A 23,213-nucleotide genomic window follows, 5' to 3' on the forward strand; every position below is an offset into this window, starting at 1 on the left:
GAGGCGCACCAAGAGTGCAGGCGAAGCTGAGCACGATGTTCCAGTCCCTACAGGTCCGCAACTACCGGCTCTTCGCATCCGGGCAGCTGATCAAGCTGATCGGCGTCTGGATGATGTTCATCGCCCAGGACTGGCTCGTCCTCGAGCTCAGCGACAACTCCGCCACCGCGCTCGGCATCGTCACCGCCCTCCAGTTCACCCCGGTCCTGCTGCTCACCCTGATCTCCGGGCGGCTCGCCGACCGGTACGACAAGCGCATGCTGCTCTTCGTCGCCAACGCGTTCTGGACGGTGCTGGCGCTGGCCATGAGCCTGCTGGTCATCACCGGCGTGGTGCAGCTGTGGCACGTGTTCGCCTTCGCCGCCCTGCTCGGCGTCGCCAACGCCGTCGAGACCCCGGTACGGCAGGCCTTCGTCTCCGAACTGGTCGGCACCCCGCTGCTGCCGAACGCGCTCTCCCTCAACGCGGCGACCTTCAACTCCGCCCGGATCATCGGCCCGGCCCTCGCCGGCCTGGCCATCGCCGTCTTCGACGTCGGTCCCGTCTTCCTGGTCACCGCGCTCAGCTCGATCGCCCCGCTGGTCAACGTGGTCCGGATGCGCCCGGCCGAGCTGCACCGGGAGGTGCTGCCGCCGCGCGAGGAACGGGCCGCCGCGAAGGTCGTCGACGGGTTGCGCTACGTCTGGGGCCGCCCCGACCTGCTGCTGCCGATGGTGATGGTCCTGGTCATCGCCACCTCCCTGTTCAACTTCCAGCTCACCCTGGCCGCCCTGGCCAAGACGGTCTTCAACACCGGGGCCGCGTCGTTCGGCCTGTTCAGCAGCGCGCTCGCGGTGGGAGCGCTGATCGGCGCGCTGGCCGGCACCGGGCGGCGCAGCCGCCCCTCGGTATGGCTGGTGCTTGGTGCCGCGGTCGCTTTCGCCAGCTTCGGCACGCTTGTCGGGCTGGCGCCGACGTACTGGCTGGTGGTCGTGCTGCTGCTGCCGACCGGGTTCTTCATGGTGTTCTTCGCCCAGGCGTGCAACCAGCGCATCCAGCTCGGCACCGACGCCGCGTTCCGCGGCCGGGTCATGGCGCTGTGGGTGCTGGTCTTCCTCGGCACCAACCCGGTCGGTGCGCCGGTGATCGGCTGGCTCGCCGAGACGTACGGCGCCGGCGCCAGCATCTGGATCGGCGGCCTGGTCTCCCTCACCACCGCGCTGCTCGCGCTGGCCTGGCAGCTGCGCCGCTCGGGTGCCCGGCTGCGGTTCCGGATCCTGCCGATGCCCCGCTTCTACGTCACCGACCGCGTGTAAGGAAGGGCCCCTGTTAACGCCTCGGGTAGAGGAAGGGCCCCTTCTTAACACCCGCCCCGCCGACGGATGCGGCCAATTCGGTGGCGGGGCCCCACCGGTCGGCTTAGCGTCGGTTCGTGGAGGTGGGACGGGCGCTGCTACTGACCGTGATGGTCGCCGCCGTGGTGTGCCTGCCGGTGGTGATCGCGCTGCTCTTCTGCGCCGACGAGCTGGTCGACCGGCTGGTGTGCGGTTGTGCGGAGTGGCGGCGACGGCGGCGGGAACGGCGTACGATCGCCCGGCTGAACCGGGCGGTCGGGGCCGACGCGCTCACCCGAGGCATCGATCTCAGTCGCTTCGATCGGCCCGACCGGCGCCCGCTTGAGCAACTCGCCACCGACCTGCGACGCCTCGGCGGCCAGCGGGTCGGCGCCGGTGGGCGCTCGGCCGTCTGGCACGGCGCGGTGCTTCAGGCGTACGACGAGCGGCTCCGCCTGGCCTGTGCCGCCCTCGGGATCACGCAGCACCTCGACGAGCTGACCGGCGTGGACCGGGAGATCGAACGGGTCCGGGTCGAGGGCCTGCTGCACCGGGCCGGGCTGATCCTGCCCGCCGCCCGGCCACAGCACCGGCAGCGCCACCGCTGAGCGACGGCCCGGTTGAGGCTCTTCACCGCCGTCTACCCACCGCCCGAGGCCGTGGAGCACCTGAACGCGCAGATCGCCCGCCTGCGCGTCGGGGCGGCCGCCGCCGCCGGGATCAACGTCCGCCTCGCCGACCCCGCCCAGGCGCACGTCACGCTCGCCTTCCTCGGCGAGGTGGAGGCGGACCGGCTGGTCGCCGTGGAGAGCGCCCTCGGCCTGGCCGCCGAGTGGTCCCGGGACGGCCGGACCGCCGCACCCCGCCTACGGCTTGGCGGCGGCGGGACGTTCGGCCGGGGTCGTTTCACGGTGCTCTGGGTGGACCTGCTGGGCGACGTACCGGCAATGACCGTGCTGGCCCGACTCATCCGGTCCCGGCTGCGCAACAACCGCCTGCCGTACGACGAGAAGCCGTTCCGTTCGCACCTGACGGTGGCCCGCCCCGGCGACCGGGTGCCACCCGAGGACGTGGCCGCCGACGTCGAGGCGCTGCACGCGTACGAGGGTCCGGAGTGGCCGGCCAGCGAACTGGTGCTGATGCGCAGCCACCCGGGCCCCCGCCCGACCTACGACCGCCTGGCCGCCTGGCCGCTCTGACCGGGCCCGCAGCGACGGTTACCAGGCCCACGCCTCCGGGCCGGGGCCACCGTTGCCGATCGGAGGGAACAGTTCGTCGAGACGCGCCAGCGTGGCGTCGTCGAGCTTCACGTCCAGCGCACCGAGGGAGCGGTCGAGTTGCTCCACCGTCCGGGGGCCGATGATCGGGGCGGTCACCCCGGGCCGGGAGAGCAGCCAGCCGAGCGCCACGTCCGCCGCGTCGTGGCCCAGGTCGCCGCAGAGCTTCTCGTACGCCTCGATGGTCGGCCGGTGCTCGGCGAGTGCGTCGGCGGCGCGGCCGGTGGTGCCGCGCGCCGCCCCGCCCTCGGACATCTTGCGCAGCACGCCGGCGAGGAGCCCGCCGTGCAGCGGTGACCACGGGATGATTCCCAGGCCGTGGTGCTGGGCGGCCGGCACGACCTCCAGCTCCACGTGCCGGGTGAGCAGGTTGTAGATGCACTGCTCGGAGACCAGACCGAGGAAGTTGCGTCGGGTGGCGGCCTCCTGCGCCACCGAGATGTGCCATCCGGCGAAGTTGGACGATCCGACGTAGAGCACCTTGCCCTGCGCCACAAGCGTCTCCATCGCCTGCCAGATCTCCTCCCACGGCGTGGCCCGGGAGACGTGGTGCATCTGGTAGAGGTCGATGGTGTCGGTCTGCAACCGGCGCAGCGACGCCTCGCAGGCCCGGACGATGTGCCGGGCGGAGAGCCCCTGCTCGTTGGGCCAGTCGCCCATCTTGCCGTACACCTTGGTGGCCAGTACGACCTTCTCGCGCCGGTCGCCGCCCTGTGCGAGCCAGCGGCCGATGATCTGCTCGGTGACCCCCTCGCCGAGCTTCCAGCCGTACACGTTAGCGGTGTCGAAGAAGTTGACCCCGTGCTCCAGGGCCCGGTCCATGATGGCGAAGCTGTCCGCCTCGCTGGTCTGCGGCCCGAAGTTCATCGTGCCGAGGCAGAGACGGCTGACCGAAAGGCCGGTGCGACCCAGGTTCGTGTACTCCATGGGACCACCCTGCCACGGCCCCGGCCGGGTCGCCGCCCGTCATCGGACGACCGGCGACCAGGCTCAGGAAGACTCGCGGGCCGCCGGGCCGCTGCCGAACAGCACGTCGTCCCAGCTCGGCAAGCGCTTGCGCGGCTTACCGCCCTCGCCCGACTCGCTGCCACCCGCGGCCGCCGCGGCACCCGTGCGGCGCGGTCGCAGCACCGCCAGCGACGGTACGGCCGGCACCTCCTTCGGCGCGTCCGAGTCGTCGTCGAAGGCGGAACCGGGGCCGCCGCCGAGCAGCGCCGCCGCACCGCCGCCGACCGCCCGCTGCCGTGGCGAGTCGGAACCCGCGAGCGCGGCCGGGGTACGCGGCTCGAGACCGCGGCCGGAGGTCCCGCCGAGCGGACGGTCGAGGGAGGCGAGCAGGGCGTCCCGGCCGGCGCGGATCGGGTCGCGACCCGGGCGGGTGTGCTCGGCCGGCGCCGGCAGGCCGTGCCCGCCCCGGCTGGGCTCACCACGGGACGGCGTGGGCAGCCCGTGGCCACCGCGCTCGGGGGCCGGCTCCTGGCCGAGGATCGGTGTGGGGCGCTCGGCGCACAGATACTGCGCCATGTCGTCGTGCGGCGCGACCGACTGCCGGGTCTTGTCCAGATCCCACACCGCCTGGGCGGTGGCCTTGCCGGACGGCCACGTCGCGACGATCCGCCAGGTGCCGTCGTCGCGGCGCCACGCGTCCCACGAGATCTTCTCGGTGTCGATGCCGTGCTGCGCCAGCCGGCCGTTGACCACGTCAGCGAGCGGGGTGGGCTTCTCCGCGCCCTTGAGCCGGCTGCGGCGGGCGTGCTGGGCGAGCATGGCCCGCTCCTGCAGGACCGGGCCGGCGTAGCGCAGCACCCGGTCGACCGGGACACCGGCGATGCGGGCGACGTCCTCAGCGGACTCGCCGGCGCGGATCCGGGACTGGATGTCGCGGGGGGACAGTGACGGCGCGGGATCGGCGGCGGGTGCCGGGGCCACCGCCAGCGGCGGGGCACCGGGCTCCGCGTGCAGCGCGGTCGCGATGCGCTCGTCGATGGGCAGGGCGAGGAGTCGCCCCACCTCGTCGGCGAGCACCAGGGCCTGGCCGTCCTCGGAGAGGGCGACGAAGCGTACTGGGCGCATAGCGTTGCCTCCGTCCCGCTTCGCTGGCCGCGCGCCACGGGTCCGGCCACCCGGGCGTCTCGCACCACCGTACGCTTCTCCGCCCACAGGTGGGGGAAGCGACACCCGGTGATTCGCGATTGAGCTGCGGCGATGATCACGGTGGGTGTTGGCCGAAGCCGCGGCCAACACCCACCGTGACGAAGGTCAGAGTCGCTCGACCACGTAGTCGATGGACGCGGTCAGCGCCTCCACGTCGGCCGGCTCGACCGCCGGGAAGAGCGCGACCCGCAGCTGGTTGCGGCCCAGCTTGCGGTACGGCTCGGTGTCCACGATCCCGTTGGCGCGCAGCGCCTTCGCGATGGCGGTGGCGTCCACCCCGTCGGCGAAGTCGATCGTGGCGACCACGTTGGACCGCAGCGCCGGGTCGGCGACGAACGGCGTGGCCACCGCCGAGCGCTCCGCCCAGCCGTACACGATGTTGGCGCTCTCCGCCGTGCGCTTGGCCGCCCAGGTCAGGCCGCCCTGCGCGTTCATCCAGTCGGTCTGCTCCGCGGCCAGGAAGATCGTGGCGAGGGCGGGCGTGTTGTACGTCTGCTCCAGCCGCGAGTTGTCGATCGCGGTGACCAGGTCCAGGAAGGCCGGGATGTAGCGGCCGGACGCCTTGATCTCGGCGGCCCGGTCCAGCGCGGCCGGCGACATCAGGGCGAGCCAGAGGCCGCCGTCGGAGCCGAAGCACTTCTGCGGGGCGAAGTAGTAGACGTCGGTCTCACCGACGTTGACCTCCAGCCCGCCGGCGCCCGAGGTGGCGTCGACCAGCAGCAGCGCACCGTCGTCCGCGCCCGGCACCCGGCTGATCGGCACCGCGACACCGGTGGACGTCTCGTTGTGCGGGGTGGCGTAGACGTCGACACCGGCCTCGGCGACCAGGCTCGGAGCGGTACCGGCCGCCGACTTGCGGATCGTGGGCTCGCCGAGGAACGGCGCGTCCTTGACCGCCTTGGCGAACTTCGCGCCGAACTCGCCGAAGCTCGCGAACTGGGCCCGGTCCCGGATGAGGCCGAACGTGGCGACCTCCCAGAACGCGGTGGTGCCGCCGTTGCCGAGGACGACCTCGTACCCCTCGGGCAGGGCGAAGAACTCGGCGATGCCCCGGCGCAGGCGGGCGACCTGGTCGCGGACCGTCTTCTGCCGGTGCGACGTGCCCAGGTAACTGGTCGCCACGTCGGCGAGCGCGGAGACCGCGGCCGGACGGACCTTGGACGGCCCGCAGCCGAAGCGCCCGTCGGCGGGCTTGATGTCGTCGGGAATCCGGATGGTCGGTGCGTCAGCCACGGTCTTGGAGATCCTTCCGCAAGGGCGAGGGCGGGCCCGGACAGGCGGGGCAGGCCCGGTCAACGCCGGGCGCGGATCGACGGCAGCCGCGCGGCCCGCACGGCTCGGCCGGGACCCGAACCCTGTCCGGCGACACTGCCGGCCCCCATCCTCCCACCCGCCGCCGGCCCGTCGGCCGCCGGTCCCACCAGCGGCGATGAGGCGTACGCCACAGGACGCCCCGGGCGCGGCGAAGGCCCCGGCCGGAGCGGCCGGGGCCTTCGCTGAGTGTTAACAAGGGGCCCTTCCTCTACCGGATGCGTTAAGAAGGGGCCCTTCCTTTCAGACGCCGTGGGGGACCTGGTCCCAGCCCTCGACCTCGTTCGGCTTGCGCGGGCCCGGGCCGACGTAGCGGGCGGACGGGCGGACGAGCCGCTGGAGCTTCTTCTGCTCCAGGATGTGCGCGCTCCAGCCGCCCATCCGGGCGCAGGTGAACATCGAGGTGAACATGTGCGCGGGCACCTCGGCGAAGTCCAGCACCACGGCCGACCAGAACTCGACGTTCGTGGCGAGCACCCGGTCCGGGCGGCGGGCCTGCAACTCGGCCAGCGCGGCCTTCTCCAGCGCCTCGGCGATCTCGAAGCGCGGGGCGCCCAGCTCCTTGGCGGTGCGGCGGAGCACCCGGGCGCGCGGGTCCTCGGCGCGGTAGACCCGGTGGCCGAAGCCCATCAGCCGCTCGCCGCGGTCGAGCACGCCCTTGACGTACCCCTCGGCGTCGCCGCTGCGCTCGACGGCCTCCAGCATGGTGAGCACCCGCGACGGCGCCCCGCCGTGCAGCGGCCCGGAGAGCGCCCCGATGCCGGAGGAGATGCAGGCCGCGGCGTCCGCGCCGGTCGAGGCCACGATCCGGGCGGTGAAGGTGGAGGCGTTCAGGCCGTGCTCGGCGGCCGAGATGAAGTACGCGTCCACGGCCTTGACGTGCCGCGGGTCCGGCTCACCCCGCCAGCGCTTCATGAAACGCTCGACGATGGTGGACGCCTTGTCGATCTCCTTCTGCGGCACCGCCGGCAGCCCGAGGCCGCGCGCGGACTGGGCGACGAAGGAGAGCGCGGTCACCGACACCCGGGCCAGGTCCTCGCGGGCCTGCTCGTCGGAGATGTCGAGGAGCTGGTTGAGCCCCCAGTACGGGGCGAGCATCGCCACCGCGGACTGCACGTCGACGCGGATGTCACCGGAGTGCACCGGGACCGGGAACGGCTCGGCCGGCGGCAGGCCCGGGCCGAAGCGCCCGTCGACCAGCAGCGCCCACACGTTGCCGAACGAGACCTGGCCGATCAGATCCTCGATGTCGACGCCGCGATAGCGCAGCGAACCGCCTTCACGGTCGGGTTCGGCGATCTCGGTCTCGAAGGCTACGACGCCCTCGAGCCCGGGTTTGAAGTCGGCCATGTCGCTCTCCTGGATCTGGCTCGGTGCGCCCGGACGGGCCCTCATCCGGCCCAGCGCCTTAGGCGACCCTCAGGGATGTGTTCGGAACATCTTGCCTGCTGATTACGGAAGTTTGCGACCCGTGACAACTGTGCCCCACGCCTCATCCCCCGCCGGGCCGGCCGCGTGACCGTCGGTGACACTTGTCGGCGGGCGCTGGCCTGCGCCGTAACGTGGCCGGTGGCCGGACGGCGAGGGGAGTGGACGTGACAGGCGACACAGTGCCGCCGTCTGACATGCGTAACGAGTACGCGGCGGACCTGGGCCTGACCGAGGCGGACCTTGCCGGCGACTGGCACACCCAGTTCGACCGCTGGTTCGCCGACGCGGTGGCCGCCGGGCTGCCCGAGCCGAACGCGATGGTGCTCGGCACCGCCGACGCCGACGGGCGGCCGAGCGGCCGCACCGTGCTGCTGAAGGGGTACGACCCGGACGGCTTCGTCCTGTTCACCAACTACGGCTCGCGCAAGGGCACCGAGGTGGCCGCCAACCCGCACGCCAGCCTGGTGTTCCCCTGGTTCGCCATGCAGCGGCAGGTGGTGGTGACCGGCCGGGTGGAGCGGCTGGACCGGGCGGAGACCGAGGCGTACTTCGCCAGCCGGCCGCGCGGCTCCCAGCTCGGGGCGTGGGCGAGCGAGCAGTCGCGGGTGCTCCCCGAACGGGCGGCGCTGGACGCCGCGTACCGGGCCGCTGCCGAGCGCTTCGCCGCCGTGGAGCCGATCCCCGCCCCGCCGCACTGGGGCGGCCTGCGGATCCGGCCCGACGGCGTGGAGTTCTGGCAGGGTCGGGCGAGCCGGCTGCACGACCGGCTGCGGTTCCGGCGTACCGGCGGGGGTTGGGTCGTCGAGCGGCTGGCGCCGTGACCGAGGTCACGGAGACCCGGCGGGCGGGTGCCCGACGCTGGGCCATCGACCTGCGCCCGCTGCGGGTGCCGGCGTTCCGCCGGATGTGGCTCGGCAACACCCTGGCGATGTTCGGGTTCCAGTTCACCGCGGTCGCCGTCCCGGTGGAGATGTACGCGCTGACCAGGGACTCGTTCTGGGTCGGCCTGCTGGGCATCGCCGGCTTCGTACCCCTGCTGGTCTTCGGGCTCTGGGGCGGCGCGGTGGCCGATGCCCGCGACCGGCGGCGGGTGCTGCTCGGCGGCTCGGCGCTGCTCTGGGTGTCGATGCTCGGCCTGCTGGCGCACGCGCTGCTCGGGATCGGCAGCCCGGTGCTGCTGCTGGCGCTGGTCACCGTGCACTCGATCGCGTTCGCGATCAGCTCGCCCGCCCGCACCGCGATCCTGCCCCGGCTGCTGCCGCCGGAGCTGGTCCCGTCGGGCACCACTCTGAACTACACCACCTTCACGGCGGCGTCGGTGGTCGGCCCGCTCGCCGCCGGCCTGATCTTCGCGGCCTTCGGCACGGGGCAGGGCCTGCCGGTCGCGTACGCGGTGGACGCCGTCCTCTTCACCGGGCTGGTCGTGGCGACGCTGCGCCTGCCGGCGATGCCGCCGGAGCCGCCCGCCGACGGCGAGGTACGGCGCGGCGGGCTGGCCGGCATCGTCGACGGCTTCCGGTACCTCGCCACCACCCCGGTGCTGCTGCTGTCGTTCGCCATCGACCTGATCGCGATGATCCTGGCGATGCCGCGGGCGCTCTTCCCCGAGGTGGCGCAGGAGCGGTTCGGTGGCGGCGCGTCGGTCGGCTGGCTGTTCAGCGCCATCGCGATCGGGGCGATGCTGGGCGGGCTCACCTCCGGCTGGATCGGTCGGCTGCGCCGGCAGGGCCTGGCCCTGGTGGTGGCGGTCGTCGGCTGGGGCCTGGCCATCGCGGCGGCCGGGCTGGCCCGGCAGCTGTGGCTGATGGTGGTGCTGCTCGCGGTGGCCGGCGCGGCGGACCTGGTGAGCGCGGTCCTGCGCCAGTCGATGCTGCTGGTGTACGCGCCGGACCGGATGCGCGGCCGGCTGCAGGGCGTCAACACGGTGGTGGTGGCGGGCGGGCCCCGTCTCGGTGACCTGCGAGCCGGCGCGATGGCGGCCGGCTTCGGCGGCGCCGGGGTGGCCTGGGTCGGTGGCGGACTGGCGTCCGCCGTGCTCGCGCTGCTGCTGGCGGTGTCGTTCCCGGCCCTGGTCCGCTACCGGGCGGCGAGCGCGTCGAGCGGGAAGGCGAGTTGACCGGTTAAGGTCCCCGGCATGGAGATCCCCGGGCAGCGTCCCCCCTCGGGCGCGCAGTGGACCATCGCCGCCGCCGGCCACGAGGCCGTGATCGTCGAGGTCGGTGGCGGGATCCGGAGCTACCGGCAGGACGGCGTGGACCACCTCGACGGGTACGCCGCCGACGAGCTGTGCCCCGGCTGCGCCGGGCAGGTGCTCGCGCCCTGGCCGAACCGGATCCGGGACGGGCGTTACCGCTTCGGCGACCGGGACCTCCAGCTGTCGATAAGCGAGCCGGAGCGGGACGTGGCGATCCACGGCCTGGTCAACTGGACGCCCTGGCGGCTGCTGGAGCGCTCGGCCGACGCGGTGATCGTCGGGTACGAGCTGGCGCCCACCCCCGGCTACCCCTGGTCGCTGCGACTGCGGAGCCGGTGGAGCGTCGGGCCGGACGGGCTGCGCGCCGAGCACGAGGTCACCAACAGCGGCGGTGAGCCGGCGCCGTTCGGCTTCGCCACCCACCCGTACCTGCGGGTGCCCGGCGTCGCCGTGGACGACGTGGTGCTGCGGCTGCCGGCCCGGAGCCGGCTGCAGGTCGACGGCCGCCTGCTGCCGATCGCCGTGTCCCCGGTGGCCGGCACCGAGTACGACTGGACGACGCCGCGCCGTATCGGCCGGACGGTGCTCGACCACACCTTCGGCGATGTGGTCCGGGACGACGACGGCGGTTCGGCGGTCGAGCTGGCCGGCCCGGACGGCGCGACCCGGCTGCGGATCTGGGCGGACCGGCAGTTCGGCTGGTGGCAGGTCTTCACCGGGGACACGCTGGCCGGGGAGCGGCACCGGCGCTCGGTGGCGGTGGAGCCGATGACCTGCCCGCCGGACGCGTTCCGGTCGGGGCGGGACCTGATCACGTTGAAGCCCGGCGACACCTGGCGGGGTGTCTGGGGCGTCCGTCCGATGGCCTGAGGAGGCGAGCGTGGAGTTCGCGGAGGTGGTCCGGCGCCGCCGGATGGTCCGCAACTACGACCCGGACCGGCCGGTCCCGCCGGAGGTGGTGGACCGGTTGCTGGACCACGCGATCCGGGCGCCCTCGGCCGGCTTCTCCCAGGGCTGGGGCTTCCTGGTGCTGGACGGCCCCGAGGACCGGGACCGTTTCTGGGCGGCGGCCACCCCGGACACCGACGGCCGGGACCGCTGGCTGGCCGGAATGCGCCGGGCCCCGCTGATCATCGTCCCGCACGCCAACCGGTCGGCGTACCTGGACCGGTACGCCGAGCCGGACAAGGGTTGGGCGGACCGCTCGACCGAGCGCTGGCCGGTGCCGTACTGGTACATCGACACCGGCTTCGCCGCGCTGCTGATGCTGCTCTCCGCCGTCGACGAGGGCCTCGGGGCGTGCTTCTTCGGCATTCCGCCGCAGCGTCTGGACGACTACCGGGCGGCGTTCGGGGTCCCGGCGGAGTACGACCCCATCGGTGCGATCACCGTCGGTTACCGAGCGCCGGACCATCGGTCACCATCCCTGCGCCGGGGCCGGCGTCCCGCCGAAGAGGTGGTCCGCCGTGGCCGGTGGAGCTGACCGGGACGCGCGCTTCGTCCGGTTGAGAAGCGGACTGCCGGTAGCGAAACTGACATCAAGGAACAGAACGCGACGTGACCGGGGCGGCTAGGCTGGCACGGGTCATCGGTGCCGCTGGTCGCGGTGCCACGCCGCGACCCGGCCCCGGGTGGCGGGTCGGCCGGTCAGGGGGAGGGGAGCGTGCCGTCGTGATCTTCAGAGCGGTCCGGGACGGGCGTCCCTACCCCGAGCACAACCTGACGCTCAAGCAGTGGGCCGAGATCCCCCCGCGCCCGCTGCGCCTGGATCAGTTGATCACCACGAAGCGCGAGCTCGCGCTCGACAAGCTGCTCGCCGAGGACTCGACCTTCTACGGCGACCTCTTCCCGCACGTCGTCCAGTGGAACGGCGGCCTCTACCTGGAGGACGGCCTGCACCGGGCGCTGCGGGCGGCGCTGCAGCAGCGCAACCAGATCCACGCCCGGGTGCTCGTGCTCTCCGAGGCCGTGGAGTGAGCCTTCGTTAGGGTGGCTCCCATGAGCCCTCTCGACCTGCTGGACATCGACGCGTCGCTCAGCGAGGAGGAGCGGCAGATCCGCGCCGTCGTGCGACAGCTCGTCGACGACAAGGTCCGGCCGCACGTCGCCGGCTGGTACGAGCAGGGCCGGGTCCCCGCCCGCGAGCTGGCCCGCGAGTTCGGCAAGCTGGGCCTGCTCGGCATGCACCTGACCGGGTACGGCTGCGCCGGCTCGTCGGCGGTCGCGTACGGGCTGGCCTGCCTGGAACTGGAGGCCGGCGACTCCGGCGTCCGGTCGCTGGTGTCGGTGCAGGGCTCCCTGGCCATGTACGCCATCTGGCGGTTCGGCAGCGAGGAGCAGAAGCAGCGCTGGCTGCCGGCGATGGCCGCCGGCGAGGCGATCGGCTGCTTCGGGCTGACCGAGCCGGACCACGGCTCCGACCCGGCGTCGATGACCACCCGGGCCCGCCGGGACGGCGGCGACTGGGTGCTGCACGGCACCAAGATGTGGATCACCAACGCGCCGGTCGCGGACGTCGCGGTGGTCTGGGCGCGTACCGGCGAGGGGGTACGCGGCTTCGCCGTACCGATGGACACACCCGGCGTGACGGCGCGGGAGATCGGCCGCAAGATGTCGCTGCGCGCGTCGGTCACCGGCGAGATCTCCCTCGACGACGTGCGCCTTCCGGCGGCCGCGCAACTGCCCGGCGCGACCGGGCTGAAGGCGCCGCTGAGCTGCCTCACCGAGGCCCGGCACGGCATCGTCTGGGGTGCGCTCGGCGCGGCCCGCGAGTGCCTGGAGACCGCCCTGGGGTACGCGACCAGCCGCACCCAGTTCGGCAAGCCGCTGGCCGCGTTCCAGCTCACCCAGGCGAAGCTCGCCGACATGGCGGTCGAGTGGAACAAGGGGTACCTGCTGGCGCTGCACCTGGGCCGGCTCGCCGACGCCGGCAGGCTGCGCCCCGACCAGGTGAGCGTCGGCAAGCTCAACAACGTGCGGGAGGCCCTGGCGATCGCCCGGCAGTGCCGCACGATCCTCGGCGCCAACGGGGTGTCGGGCGAGTACCCGGTGATGCGGCACGCCAACAACCTGGAGAGCGTCCTCACCTACGAGGGCACGTCGGAGATCCACCAGCTGGTCGTCGGTCAGCGGTTGACCGGCCTCTCCGCGTTCGCCTGACCTGGGCGTTCACCCGATCGGGTCGCTCAGCGAGCAGGTGTCGTACGAGGGCCGTACCGTCATTGTCAGACGCCAGTGTCTGACGAGGACGGAGAGGGCGATGGCCGGCGACGGTGACAGCAAAGAGCCCACCCGCGAGTTCCCGGGTTATCCGACCACCGACGCGGTCAAGACCCGGTCCGACGTGCCACCGGAGCCTTCGGGGGCACCGGCTTCCGGCCGGTCGCTGCGCGGCCTGCTCGTCGCGCTCGGCGCGGCGGCGCTTGTCGTGGTGGCGCTGCTCGGCGTCCAGGCGACCGGCATCCTGCCCGACTTCCGCAACCCGTTCGCCAAGGAGCAGACCGACCGCAGCCAGCCGCCGCTGCTCAAGTCGATCCAGGACCTGAGCCGCTACGTCGCCGCCGAGGGCAACTTCCAGGTGGTGGTCGACCTGCAGAACGACCGGCGGAACGTGCCGGACTGGCTGCTCAACGAGCGCACGCTCTTCGTCGGGGCGGGCAGCGTCGAGGCGTACGTCGACTTCGGGACGATCTCCGAGGGTGCGATCGTCCAGTCCGCCGACGGGAAGTCCGTCGAGATCAAGCTGCCGGCGCCCCAGCTCGGCCGGACCAACCTGGATCTGGAGAAGAGCTACGTCTTCGCCGAGCAGCGTGGCCTGCTCAACCGGATCGGCGAGCTGGTCGACGGCGACCCGAACCGGCAGCAGGAGGTCTACCGGCTCGCCGAGGAGCGGATCACCGCCGCCGCCCGGGACAGCGGCCTCACCCAGCGTGCCGAGGAGAACACCCGCAAGATGCTGGAGGGCCTGCTCCGCTCCCTCGGCTACGAGCGCGTCACGGTGACCTACACGGCCCCCTGACCCCGCCCGGCCCGCCGGGGGCGGCAACGTCGCCTGGGGTTGCCGCCCCTCGGCATGGGTGCGGGGATCAGTAGGTGGTGGCGTAGCGGTCCTCGTTCGGCATCAGGATCCAGAGGATCAGGTAGACGATCACCTGGGTTCCGGGCAGCAGCAGGGACAGGATGAAGAGCAGCCGGACGAACCCGGCCGACCAACCGAACCGTTGCGCCAGGCCGGCACACACGCCGGCGATCATGCGCCCCTGACGGGGCCGGACCAGTCTGCGACTCATCGTCGTTCTCCCACTCTGCGGCGTTTCGCCGCCTCTACGGTCAACGGTAGGAAGGGGTGGCGACCGCGCCCTCGGTCGCGAGGAGGATCGGCGCCCCGTCGACCCGTAAGTGCTTACCCGTGCGGCTCGCGGGCAACGCCCCCGATCCACCCGTCGGCGTTCCCCGCTCGTCCCGCCCGCGCGGGAACCTCCAAGATCGCGCTCGACGGTCGGAGTAGTCCCCTCGACCGAGCAGCGAGGCCACTACTCCTGCGATCGAGCGCAGTCTTGCGGGGGTGGCCGCGGCGGGGGGATGCGGCAGGAGGTGGTTGGTGACCTGGGCGGGTAGGCTGGCCGGTCGGGCCCCGACAACCCCCGGGTGCCCGTGCGGACCGTCCCGACCGGGCGGTCACCACCGGACCGGGAGCCCGCACGACGGGTACGGCGGCGAGGAAGTGCAGCCATGATCAGTGTCTTCGACCTCTTCAGCGTCGGCATCGGGCCGTCCAGCTCGCACACGGTCGGGCCGATGCGCGCCGCCCGGACGTTCGTCACCGGCCTCAAGGCCGACGGGCTGCTCGCCGACACCGCCGGGATCCGCGCGGAGCTGTTCGGCTCGTTGGGCGCGACCGGCCACGGCCACGGCAGCGACCGGGCCGTCCTGCTCGGGCTGGCCGGGGAGGCGCCGGAGACGGTCGACACCGACACGGTCGAGCCACGGGTCGCCCGGATCCGGGCCGAGCGGCGGATCGCCCTGCTCGGCGCGCACGAGATCGACTTCGACCCGGACCGGGACCTGGTGCTGCACCGCCGCCGGTCGCTGCCGTACCACCCGAACGGGATGACCTTCGCGGCCCACGACGGCACCGGTGCGGAGCTGCGGACGAGGACGTACTACTCGGTGGGCGGCGGGTTCGTCGTCGACGAGGCGGCCGCCGGTGCGGACCGGATCAAACCGGACAGCACCCCGGTGCGGTACCCGTTCAGCACCGGCGCCGAGCTGCTCGCGCGGACCCGCGAGACCGGGCTGTCGATAAGCGAGGTGATGCTCGCCAACGAGCTGTCCTGGCGGAGCGAGCGCGAAGTGCGGACCGGCCTGCTGGAGATCTGGCGGGTGATGCGGGAGTGCGTGGCGGCCGGCTGCGAGCGGGACGGCGTACTCCCGGGTGGGTTGAAGGTCCGGCGGCGCGCCGCCGAGCTGTACCGCGGCCTGATGGCGGACGCGGACCCGGTGCGGTCGTCGGCGGGCGCGGCCGGCCGGGGCGCGGCGGACCCGTTGCGGGCGATGGACTGGGTGACCCTGTTCGCCCTGGCGGTCAACGAGGAGAACGCGGCCGGCGGCCGGGTGGTGACCGCGCCGACAAACGGCGCGGCCGGGATCATCCCGGCGGTGCTGCACTACTACGACCGGTTCTCCCCCGGCGCGTCGGAGGACGGGGTGGTGCGGTTCCTGCTCGCGGCCGGCGCGATCGGGGTGCTGTTCAAGGAGAACGCCTCGATCTCCGGGGCCGAGGTGGGCTGCCAGGGCGAGGTCGGCTCGGCCTGTTCGATGGCGGCGGCCGGGCTCGCCGAGGCGCTGGGCGGCACGCCCGAGCAGGTGGAGAACGCCGCCGAGATCGGCATGGAGCACAACCTCGGGCTGACCTGCGACCCGGTCGGTGGCCTGGTGCAGATCCCCTGCATCGAGCGGAACGCGGTGGCTAGCATCAAGGCGATCACGGCCGCCCGGCTGGCGCTGCGCGGCGACGGGGTGCACCACGTCTCGCTCGACAAGGTCATCAAGACCATGCGCGAGACCGGGGCCGACATGAAGGTCAAGTACAAGGAGACGGCACGGGGCGGCCTCGCCGTCAACGTGATCGAGTGCTGAGAGCCGCCGGCGGCCGCCGAGCCGGGTAGCGGCGGCGACCGGGCAGGAGGCGACGCGGTGACCTCTGGCGTCGGGGCGCTCTGGTCCCACCGCGACGCGCTGCGCATCCTGGTCCGGCGCGACCTGGCGGTCAAGTACCAGCAGTCGGTGCTCGGCTATTTCTGGTCGCTGATCGAGCCGCTGGGCTTCGGCGCCATCTACTGGTTCGTCTTCGGCGTGCTGTACGAGCGGGACACCAGCCGGCACCTGGGCGAGGCGGCCGACTCGTACCCGCTGTTCCTGCTCACCGGGATCTTCGCCTGGATGTGGACCAGCTCGGCGCTGGGCGAGGCGACGAACGCGCTGACCGGCCAGGCCCGGTTGATCACCACGATGAACATCCCGCGGCAGGTCTTCCCGATCGGCCGGGTCGCCGGCAGGGTGGCCGAGTACGCGGCCGGCCTGCCGATCCTGGTGGCGGTCGCGGTGGCGTACGCGGTCGCGGGCCGGGTCGACCTCGGCTGGTCGGTCCTCGTCCTGCCGCTGGCCGTGGCCGTGCAGGGCGTCCTGCTCGTCGGGTTGGCGCTGCTGCTCTCCGCGGCCAACGTGCTGATGCGGGACGTGGAGCGGTTCATGCGGCTGGTCGTCCGGGTGCTGTTCTACGCCACGCCGATCATCTACCCGCTCAGCCTGGTCCGGGACTCCGCGCTGCCGGGCTGGCTGCGGACGGCGTACGAGCTGAACCCGCTGGTCGGGATCTTCCAGCTGCACCACTCGGTGTGGTACCCGGACGAGTTCCCGGGCGCCCGGCTGCTCGCCACCACCGTGGCCGGCAGCCTGCTGGTGTTCGCTGTCGGCTGGTGGACGTTCCGCCGCCTCGAACCGGCCGTCCTCAAGGAACTGTGAATGGCCGACCCGATCATCGAGGCGGACGGGCTCGGCATCCGGTTCGTCCGGAACCGCCGCCGGCAGCTGCGGCTGCGGGACCTGGTCATCCACCGGGGCCGGCGGGGCGGGCGCGCGGACGGCCGCTTCTGGCCGCTGCGTGACCTGTCCTTCTCGATCGCGGCTGGGGACACCGTCGGGGTGATCGGCCGCAACGGCACCGGGAAGAGCACGCTGCTGCGGTTGATCGCCGGGGTCCTGATCCCCGACGAGGGCCGCATCAGCGTCCGGGGCGACGTGGCGCCGCTGCTGGAGCTGTCCGCCGGCTTCTCCAGCGAGCTGACCGGCCGGGAGAACCTCTACCTGGTGGGCGGCCTGCACGGCCTCTCCCCGGCCTATCTGCGCCGGCACTTCGACGAGATCGTGTCGTTCGCGGGCGAGCAGGTGCAGCGGGCCATCGACACGTCGGTGCGACACTACTCGTCCGGGATGAAGGTCCGGCTCGGGTTCGCGATCATCTCGCACCTGCCGCACCCCGTCCTGCTCATGGACGAGGTGACCGCGGTCGGGGACGCGGAGTTCCGCCGGAAGTGCTATGCGACGATCGATCGTCTGCTCGGGGAGGGGCGCACTCTGGTGCTGGTGTCACACAACGAACAGGATCTCACCCGGTTCTGCCGTCGCGGGTTCTACCTCGACGCCGGCCGGATGACCGTCGACGGGACCATCGACGAGGCGCTGGCCGCGTACCACCGGGCGGTGCCCCGGTGACGCTCGCGATCGTGCTGACCGCCGGGGCGCCGGTTGACCTCGCGGACCGGCTGGCCGAGCAGTGCCGGCGTGCCGGCGCCGACGAGGTGCGCCCCGTCGCCGACCTGGCGGCACTTGCCGGCGTGGTGGAGGCGGCCACCGGGCCGGTGCTGGTCACCGGCGCCGACCTGGTCGCGCACACCGCCGTCCTGCGGCACCTCGCCACCAGCCCGGTCGGGCCGACCGTGGCGCTGGTGCTCGCCGACCCTCCGGCGTCCGGGCGTACCGCGGTGCGGGAGGACCGGGGTCAGGTGGTGGCCGCCGGGCCGCCGGACGAGCTGGACGGCGCCACCGGCACGTTCGGCGGGGCGCTGCGGGTCGGTACGGAGGACCTGCCGGCGCTGGCCGCCGCGGCGCGGGCGGCCGCGGCGGTGCCGGTCGGTGCCGCGCGCGCCGCCGAGGGCCCGGGCGGCACCGGGCCCGCCGTGGACCGGCTCTTCGCCGACCTCACCGCCCGGGGCACGCTGACCTTCGCCCACCGGGTACGCCTGCTCGTCGCGCACCGGGTCACCGACGCCGCCGAACTGTCGGCCGCCGAGGCGGCCGTGGCCGCCGTGGACGGGGACCGGGCCGAGTTGCGGCTGTCGGTGAAGGAGCGGGACGACTTCTTCACCACGTACTTCGTGAGCACCTGGTCCCCGTACGTGACGAAGGCGGCGGCGCGGCTGCGCCTGAGCCCCACCACGGTCACGATGATCTCGGTGGCGTTCGCGGTGGCCGCCGCGCTGCTCTTCGGCGCCGGCGGGCGGCCCGCGCTGGTCGCCGGCGCGGTGCTGCTGTACCTGGGCTTCGTGCTGGACTGCGTGGACGGCCAGCTCGCCCGCTACACCCGCAGCTTCAGCGCGTGGGGCGGCTGGCTCGACACGATGGCCGACCGGGCCAAGGAGTACGTGGTCTACGCGGGCCTGGGGTACGGCGCGACCGCCGCCGGGTACCGGTACGGGTGGGCCCTCGCCATCGCCGCGATGACCCTGCAGACCGTCCGGCACATGACCGACACCTGGTACGGGGCGATGCACGACGAGGCGGCCCGCCGACCGAAGCCGGCCACCGGTGGCGGCGGGATCGGTGACCGGCTCAGCGCGGCGTCCAACCGGGTGCAGGCGGACACCGGCTCGGTCGCGTACTGGCTCAAGCGGACGGTGGTCTTCCCGATCGGCGAGCGGTGGGCGCTTGTCGCGTTGCTCGCGGCGCTGTTCGACCAGCGGATCGCGCTGTTCGCCGTGCTGGCGTGGAGCGTGCTCGCGTTGGCGTACACGGGCGGCCTGCGTACGCTGCGGGCCCGGTCGATGCGGGTCGGGGTGCTCGACACGGTCGACACCCCGCTGCACCGCGACGACGGTCCACTGGCCCGCGCGCTGCCGGTGGTCCGCGGGCCGCTGGTGCTGGCCGTTCTGGCGGCACTCGCGGCGGCGGCCCTGCTGGTGGCGGCCCTGACCGTCGAACCGTCGCGGTGGGTGGCGGCGGTGGCGCTGCCGGTTCTGCTCGTCGGTGCGCTGGGCAGCCGCGCCGCGCACGGCGGGGCGTTGGACTGGCTGGTGCCGGCGGCGCTGCGGGCGGCCGAGTACCTCTTCGCGATCGCCGTCGGCGTGCTCGGCGACGTGCCGGCCTGGGTGATCTTCGGGTACGTCTTCGTGCTCACCCTGCACCACTACGACCTGACCGCCCGGCAGGAGAAGCGCAAGGGCGGGCCGCCGCTGCACGCCGCCAGCCTGGGCTGGGAGGGACGCTCGGCGCTGCTGACCCTCACGGCGATCGCCGGAATTGCCACCATTGGCATGGTTACACTCGGTGCGTACCTTCTCGTGGTTTTCGTGGGGAGCGTCGCCCTCGCCTGGCTGGTCCCGCCCGCCCGCGCCGCGCGGGCGGCGGTGGGCCCGGTCGATGCCGGAGGCCGCTCGCCGGGCTGACGGGGGCGGCCGGTTGGCATTGATCAGCTTCGTGGTTCCGGCCTACCGGGTGCAGGGCTACCTGCGCGAATGCCTCGACTCGATCCTCGGGCAGCCGGAGACCGACATCGAGGTGATCGGTGTCGACGACTGCTCGCCGGACGGCAGCGGCGAGATCCTCACCGAGTACGCGGCCCGCGACCCGCGGGTGCGCGCGCTCCGGCTGCCGTGCAACGTCGGGCTCGGCCCAGCCCGCAACGCCGGGCTGGACCGGGCCACCGGCGAGTACGTGTGGTTCGTCGACGGCGACGACTGGCTGGCCCCGGAGTGCCTCACCGAGGTCGCCGAGCGGTTGCGTGCCACCCGCCCGGACGTGCTCGTGGTCGACCACGTCCGGGTGTGGTGGAGCGGGGCGGCCACCCGCAGTGGGATGCTCGACGTCTACCCCGACCCGCCCGGGCCGGGGACGTTCCGGCTGCGTGAGCGGCCGGAGGCGATCCACCTGCTGCACACGGCGTGGAACAAGGTGCTGCGCCGGGACTTCCTGCTCGACCACGGGCTGCGCTTCGCGCCCGGCTGGTACGAGGACGTCTCGTTCAGCTACCCGGCGCTCCTGCTCGCCGAACGGATCGGGGTGCTGGACCGGGTGTGTGTGAACTACCGGCAGCGCCGGGCCGGCGCGATCACCCGTACCCGCGGCGACCGGCACTTCGAGGTCTTCGCGCAGTGGCACCGGGTGTTCCGGCTGCTGGACGAGTGGGGACCGGCGGTCGACGAGCTGCGCCCGGTGCTCTTCGAGCGGATGATCTGGCACTACCTGACGGTGCTCGGCAACGGCGAGCGGATCGCCCCGGAGCTGCGCCCGGGCTTCTTCGCCCAGATCACCGCCGACCACGCCCGCTGGCGCCCCGCACAGGGCTACCCGGTGCCGGGCGGTGCGGAGGGCCTCAAGCACCGCCTGGTCGCCGACGGCCGGTGGCGGACGTTCAGCGCGCTGCGTGGCGCGTACCGGGCGCGGGACGTCGCCGCCCGACAGGCACGCCGGGTGCGGCGGCGGGTGATGCCGGCCGCCCGGCGCGGCGCCCGGCTGGCCCGGGACGCCGTGCTGCGCGAGTACTACCGCGCCGAGCTGCTGCGACCGGTGGACCCGAAGCTGGCGGTCTACGCCGCGTACTGGTACCGCGGTTACGCCTGCAACCCGGCGGCCATCCACGAGGCGGCCCGCCGCCTCGCCCCGGACGTGCGCGGCGTGTGGATCGTCCGGCGGGACCGGGTGGGCGGGCTGCCGGCAGGCGTCGAGTACGTGGTGGCCGGCACCCCGGCCGAGTACCGGGTGCTGGCGCGGGCCCGCTGGCTGGTCAACAACGTCAACTTCCCGGACTTCGTCCGCAAGCGCCCCGGCACCGTCCACGTGCAGACCCACCACGGCACCCCGGTCAAGGTGATGGGGCTGGACCAGCAGCGCTACCCGATCGGGGCGGTGGGGATGGACTTCGCCGGGCTGCTGCGCCGGGTCGACCGGTGGGACTACAGCATCACCTCGAACAGCTTCTCCACACAGATGTGGGAGCGGGCGTACCCGGCGGCGTACACCACGTTGGAGGTCGGGTACCCGCGCAACGACCGGCTGGTCACCGCGACCGCCGACGACGTGCTGCGGATCCGGGCCGAGCTGGGCCTGGGCATCGGCGAGCAGGTCGTCCTGTACGCGCCGACGCACCGCGAGCACCTGCCGGGCTACCGGCCGCCGTTCGACCCGGACCGGTTCCTCGCCGCGCTCGGGCCGTCCGGACGGCTGCTGATGCGCAGCCACTACTTCCACGACCGGGAGCGGCGGGCGCTGCGGGCGGTGACCCGGGACCGGGTACGCGACGTCAGCGCCCACCCGCGGGTGGAGGACCTCTATCTCGCCGCCGACGTGCTGGTCACCGACTATTCGTCGGCGATGTTCGACTACGCGGTGCTGGACCGGCCGATCGTCGTGTACGCGCCGGACCGGGAGGCGTACCGGCTGGCGCGCGGTGTCTACTTCGACGTGACCGCCGAGCCGCCGGGTGCGGTGGCGCTGGACTTCGCCGGCCTGCTCGACGTGTTCCGGTCCGGGGCGGTACGCGGACCGGAGGCGGAGGAGGCGCGACGCCGGTTCCGCGACCGGTTCTGCCGGCTGGACGACGGTCACGCCGCCGAGCGGGTGGTCCGACGCGTCTTCCTCGGTGAGCGGCCGGAGCCGGAGCAGGCCCGCTGACTGCCCGATGCCGGGATTGTCGCATTAATGCGGATCGATGGCGCGTAATAGGACTGTCACGGCCTCAACATGGCACGTTCACCCGATGTGCAAATTGGGTGCTCCTCGTCACAGTCATTCCCGGGTTCGGCCGACGAGCTGGGGGAGGAGACGGTGACCACCGTCGCGCTCAAGGATGTGACCAAGGTCTTCAACGACGGTACGCGCGCCGTCGACAGCGTGAACCTCGACGTCAACGACGGAGAGTTCATGGTGCTGCTGGGCCCCTCCGGCTGCGGCAAGTCGACGGTGCTGCGCATGGTCGCCGGTCTCGAGGACCCGACCTCAGGAGCCGTGCTCCTCGACGGGGAGCTGGCCAACGACCTGCCGCCCCGCGACCGGGGCGTGGCGATGGTCTTCCAGGACTTCGCTCTCTACCCGCACATGAGCGTCGGCGACAACATCGCCTTCCCGTTGCGGCTGGCCGGTCTGGAGCCGGAGCGGCGGGGCGAGCGGGTCGCCGACGTCGCCGGCGCGCTCGGCATCGGCGACGTCCTCGCCCGCCGGCCCGGCCAGCTCTCCGGCGGCCAGCGCCAGCGGGTGGCGATGGGGCGGGCGATCGTGCGCCGGCCCGGCCTGTTCCTCATGGACGAGCCGCTGTCCAACCTCGACAGCGGGCTCCGCGCCGAACTGCGGGCGGAGATCTCCGGCCTGACCCGCGAGCTGGGCGTGACCACCCTCTACGTCACGCACGACCAGGCCGAGGCGCTGACCATGGCCGACCGGGTGGCGATCATGCGCAAGGGCGTCCTCCAGGACGTCGGCACCCCCACCCAGGTGTACGGGCGCCCGGCCACCCTGTACGTGGCGGCGTTCCTCGGCAGCCCCCGGATGAACCTGCTGGAGGCGTCGGTCTACGTGCACCTGGACCGGTACGTCACGCTCACCCTCGGGGAGCAGGCGCTCTACCTGCCGTGGGACGACATCCGCAGCCGGGCGGTGGCCCACTACCACGGCGAGCGGATCGTGGTCGGCATGCGGGCCGAGGCGCTCACCCCGGTCGCCCCCGACACCCCGGGCGACGTCCTGTACGGCCGCATCCGCTACCTGGAGCACCACGGGCACGAGTCACTCGCCTTCCTCGACATCGGAGCCACCGCGGTCGTCGTCGACGAGATGGGCGCGCCGGTGGAGTCGACGCCGGTGGGGCAGCGCGGCCTGCGCCGGTTCAACCAGGTGGTGCAGCGGATCACCGGCCGGGCCGCCGACCAGCCGATGGAGGAGGCCGCGCCGATGGCCGGCACCCGGACCAGCGTCCTCCCCGATCCCGGCCGGCACCATCGCCGCCCGGCGGAGCTGGCGGTGCGGCTGGCGCCGTACCCGGCCGTGTCGCCCGGCCACCAGCTCGCGGTCCAGGTCCGGATGGATGCCCTGCACTTCTTCGACGAGCGCGGCGACCGCATCGACGTAGGCTGGCGCTGAGTAAGGAAGGGCCCCCTGTTAACGCCTCCGGCTTGGGTTCTAGGGATCGTTGCAACACCTGACTGTTTCAGGGGTTGTGATGGTCTTCGAGGTCCGCAGTGATCGAGGGCCGCAGGGTCGTAAGAA

At 73.1% G+C, this 23,213-nt stretch carries 21 protein-coding genes; 16 read left to right on the forward strand and 5 right to left on the reverse strand.

Annotated elements, in window-relative coordinates; genetic code table 11:
- The first annotated feature begins 14 nt into the window (after positions 1-14).
- The 3 genes from ABTW87_RS01780 (at position 15) to thpR (ending at position 2,512) form a co-directional block, all read left to right on the forward strand.
- On the forward strand, positions 15-1,295 hold the full coding sequence (locus ABTW87_RS01780; protein WP_350647524.1) for an MFS transporter: 1,281 nt from the start codon (positions 15-17) through the stop codon (positions 1,293-1,295).
- A gap of 116 nt (positions 1,296-1,411) precedes the next feature.
- Positions 1,412-1,921: a hypothetical protein gene (locus tag ABTW87_RS01785; RefSeq protein ID WP_350647526.1), complete on the forward strand. Its 510-nt coding sequence runs from the start codon at positions 1,412-1,414 to the stop codon at positions 1,919-1,921.
- Between the two features lie 12 nt (positions 1,922-1,933).
- On the forward strand, positions 1,934-2,512 hold the full coding sequence (thpR, locus tag ABTW87_RS01790; protein ID WP_350647528.1) for an RNA 2',3'-cyclic phosphodiesterase: 579 nt from the start codon (positions 1,934-1,936) through the stop codon (positions 2,510-2,512).
- A gap of 18 nt (positions 2,513-2,530) precedes the next feature.
- Here thpR and ABTW87_RS01795 read toward each other — a convergent pair whose 3' ends face one another.
- The 4 genes from ABTW87_RS01795 to ABTW87_RS01810 form a co-directional block, all read right to left on the reverse strand.
- The gene (locus tag ABTW87_RS01795) at positions 2,531-3,517 is read right to left on the reverse strand and encodes an aldo/keto reductase (RefSeq protein WP_350647530.1); all 987 of its coding nucleotides are present in this window, start codon (positions 3,515-3,517) and stop codon (positions 2,531-2,533) included.
- Positions 3,518-3,580: 63 nt separating this feature from the next.
- Positions 3,581-4,663: a septation protein SepH gene (sepH, locus tag ABTW87_RS01800; RefSeq protein WP_350647531.1), complete on the reverse strand. Its 1,083-nt coding sequence runs from the start codon at positions 4,661-4,663 to the stop codon at positions 3,581-3,583.
- Between the two features lie 186 nt (positions 4,664-4,849).
- Positions 4,850-5,977, reverse strand: a complete 1,128-nt coding sequence (gene serC / locus ABTW87_RS01805) for a phosphoserine transaminase (protein WP_350647533.1) — start codon at positions 5,975-5,977, stop codon at positions 4,850-4,852.
- Positions 5,978-6,298: 321 nt separating this feature from the next.
- Entirely contained in the window at positions 6,299-7,405 is a 1,107-nt protein-coding gene (locus ABTW87_RS01810; RefSeq protein ID WP_350647535.1) for a citrate synthase 2, read from the reverse strand.
- Between the two features lie 239 nt (positions 7,406-7,644).
- Here ABTW87_RS01810 and pdxH point away from each other — a divergent pair, with 239 nt between their 5' ends.
- From pdxH to ABTW87_RS01845, 7 genes are all read left to right on the forward strand, one after another.
- A complete protein-coding gene (pdxH, locus tag ABTW87_RS01815) occupies positions 7,645-8,307 on the forward strand; it encodes a pyridoxamine 5'-phosphate oxidase (protein ID WP_350647537.1) in 663 nt (220 codons plus the stop codon).
- Positions 8,304-9,602: an MFS transporter gene (locus ABTW87_RS01820; protein ID WP_350647538.1), complete on the forward strand. Its 1,299-nt coding sequence runs from the start codon at positions 8,304-8,306 to the stop codon at positions 9,600-9,602. The genes pdxH and ABTW87_RS01820 overlap by 4 nt, the downstream gene beginning before the upstream one ends.
- 18 nt (positions 9,603-9,620) lie before the next feature.
- Positions 9,621-10,550 carry an aldose 1-epimerase family protein gene (locus ABTW87_RS01825; RefSeq protein ID WP_350647540.1) on the forward strand — a complete coding sequence of 310 codons (930 nt, stop codon included), beginning with the start codon at positions 9,621-9,623 and terminating at the stop codon, positions 10,548-10,550.
- A 10-nt stretch (positions 10,551-10,560) separates the two neighbouring features.
- Entirely contained in the window at positions 10,561-11,163 is a 603-nt protein-coding gene (locus tag ABTW87_RS01830; RefSeq protein ID WP_350647541.1) for a nitroreductase family protein, read from the forward strand.
- A 188-nt stretch (positions 11,164-11,351) separates the two neighbouring features.
- Entirely contained in the window at positions 11,352-11,657 is a 306-nt protein-coding gene (locus ABTW87_RS01835) for a type II toxin-antitoxin system VapB family antitoxin (RefSeq protein ID WP_091593012.1), read from the forward strand.
- A gap of 21 nt (positions 11,658-11,678) precedes the next feature.
- Positions 11,679-12,839: an acyl-CoA dehydrogenase family protein gene (locus ABTW87_RS01840; protein ID WP_350647543.1), complete on the forward strand. Its 1,161-nt coding sequence runs from the start codon at positions 11,679-11,681 to the stop codon at positions 12,837-12,839.
- A gap of 100 nt (positions 12,840-12,939) precedes the next feature.
- Positions 12,940-13,698: a DUF4230 domain-containing protein gene (locus ABTW87_RS01845; protein ID WP_350647545.1), complete on the forward strand. Its 759-nt coding sequence runs from the start codon at positions 12,940-12,942 to the stop codon at positions 13,696-13,698.
- Positions 13,699-13,765: 67 nt separating this feature from the next.
- On the opposite strand, the gene ABTW87_RS01850 is transcribed toward ABTW87_RS01845, so the two are convergent.
- On the reverse strand, positions 13,766-13,969 hold the full coding sequence (locus ABTW87_RS01850; protein WP_350647547.1) for a PspC domain-containing protein: 204 nt from the start codon (positions 13,967-13,969) through the stop codon (positions 13,766-13,768).
- A 442-nt stretch (positions 13,970-14,411) separates the two neighbouring features.
- On the opposite strand from ABTW87_RS01850, the gene ABTW87_RS01855 reads away from it, so the two are divergent.
- The 6 genes from ABTW87_RS01855 to ABTW87_RS01880 all read left to right on the forward strand — a co-directional run bounded on the left by ABTW87_RS01855 (position 14,412) and on the right by ABTW87_RS01880 (position 23,087).
- Positions 14,412-15,818, forward strand: a complete 1,407-nt coding sequence (locus ABTW87_RS01855; protein WP_350647549.1) for an L-serine ammonia-lyase — start codon at positions 14,412-14,414, stop codon at positions 15,816-15,818.
- Between the two features lie 57 nt (positions 15,819-15,875).
- Positions 15,876-16,703: an ABC transporter permease gene (locus ABTW87_RS01860; RefSeq protein ID WP_350647551.1), complete on the forward strand. Its 828-nt coding sequence runs from the start codon at positions 15,876-15,878 to the stop codon at positions 16,701-16,703.
- Positions 16,704-17,453, forward strand: coding sequence for an ABC transporter ATP-binding protein (locus ABTW87_RS01865; RefSeq protein ID WP_350647553.1), 750 nt, complete (start codon positions 16,704-16,706; stop codon positions 17,451-17,453).
- Positions 17,450-19,402, forward strand: a complete 1,953-nt coding sequence (locus ABTW87_RS01870; protein WP_350647555.1) for a DUF5941 domain-containing protein — start codon at positions 17,450-17,452, stop codon at positions 19,400-19,402. Before ABTW87_RS01865 ends, ABTW87_RS01870 begins: the two co-directional genes overlap by 4 nt.
- Before the next feature lie 13 nt (positions 19,403-19,415).
- A complete protein-coding gene (locus tag ABTW87_RS01875; RefSeq protein WP_350647557.1) occupies positions 19,416-21,626 on the forward strand; it encodes a bifunctional glycosyltransferase/CDP-glycerol:glycerophosphate glycerophosphotransferase in 2,211 nt (736 codons plus the stop codon).
- A 153-nt stretch (positions 21,627-21,779) separates the two neighbouring features.
- On the forward strand, positions 21,780-23,087 hold the full coding sequence (locus ABTW87_RS01880; RefSeq protein WP_350647559.1) for an ABC transporter ATP-binding protein: 1,308 nt from the start codon (positions 21,780-21,782) through the stop codon (positions 23,085-23,087).
- Positions 23,088-23,213 lie beyond the last annotated feature (126 nt).

Source organism: Micromonospora sp. NPDC126480 (assembly GCF_040302465.1).
In the GTDB taxonomy this organism is placed as follows: Bacteria; Actinomycetota; Actinomycetes; order Mycobacteriales; family Micromonosporaceae; genus Micromonospora.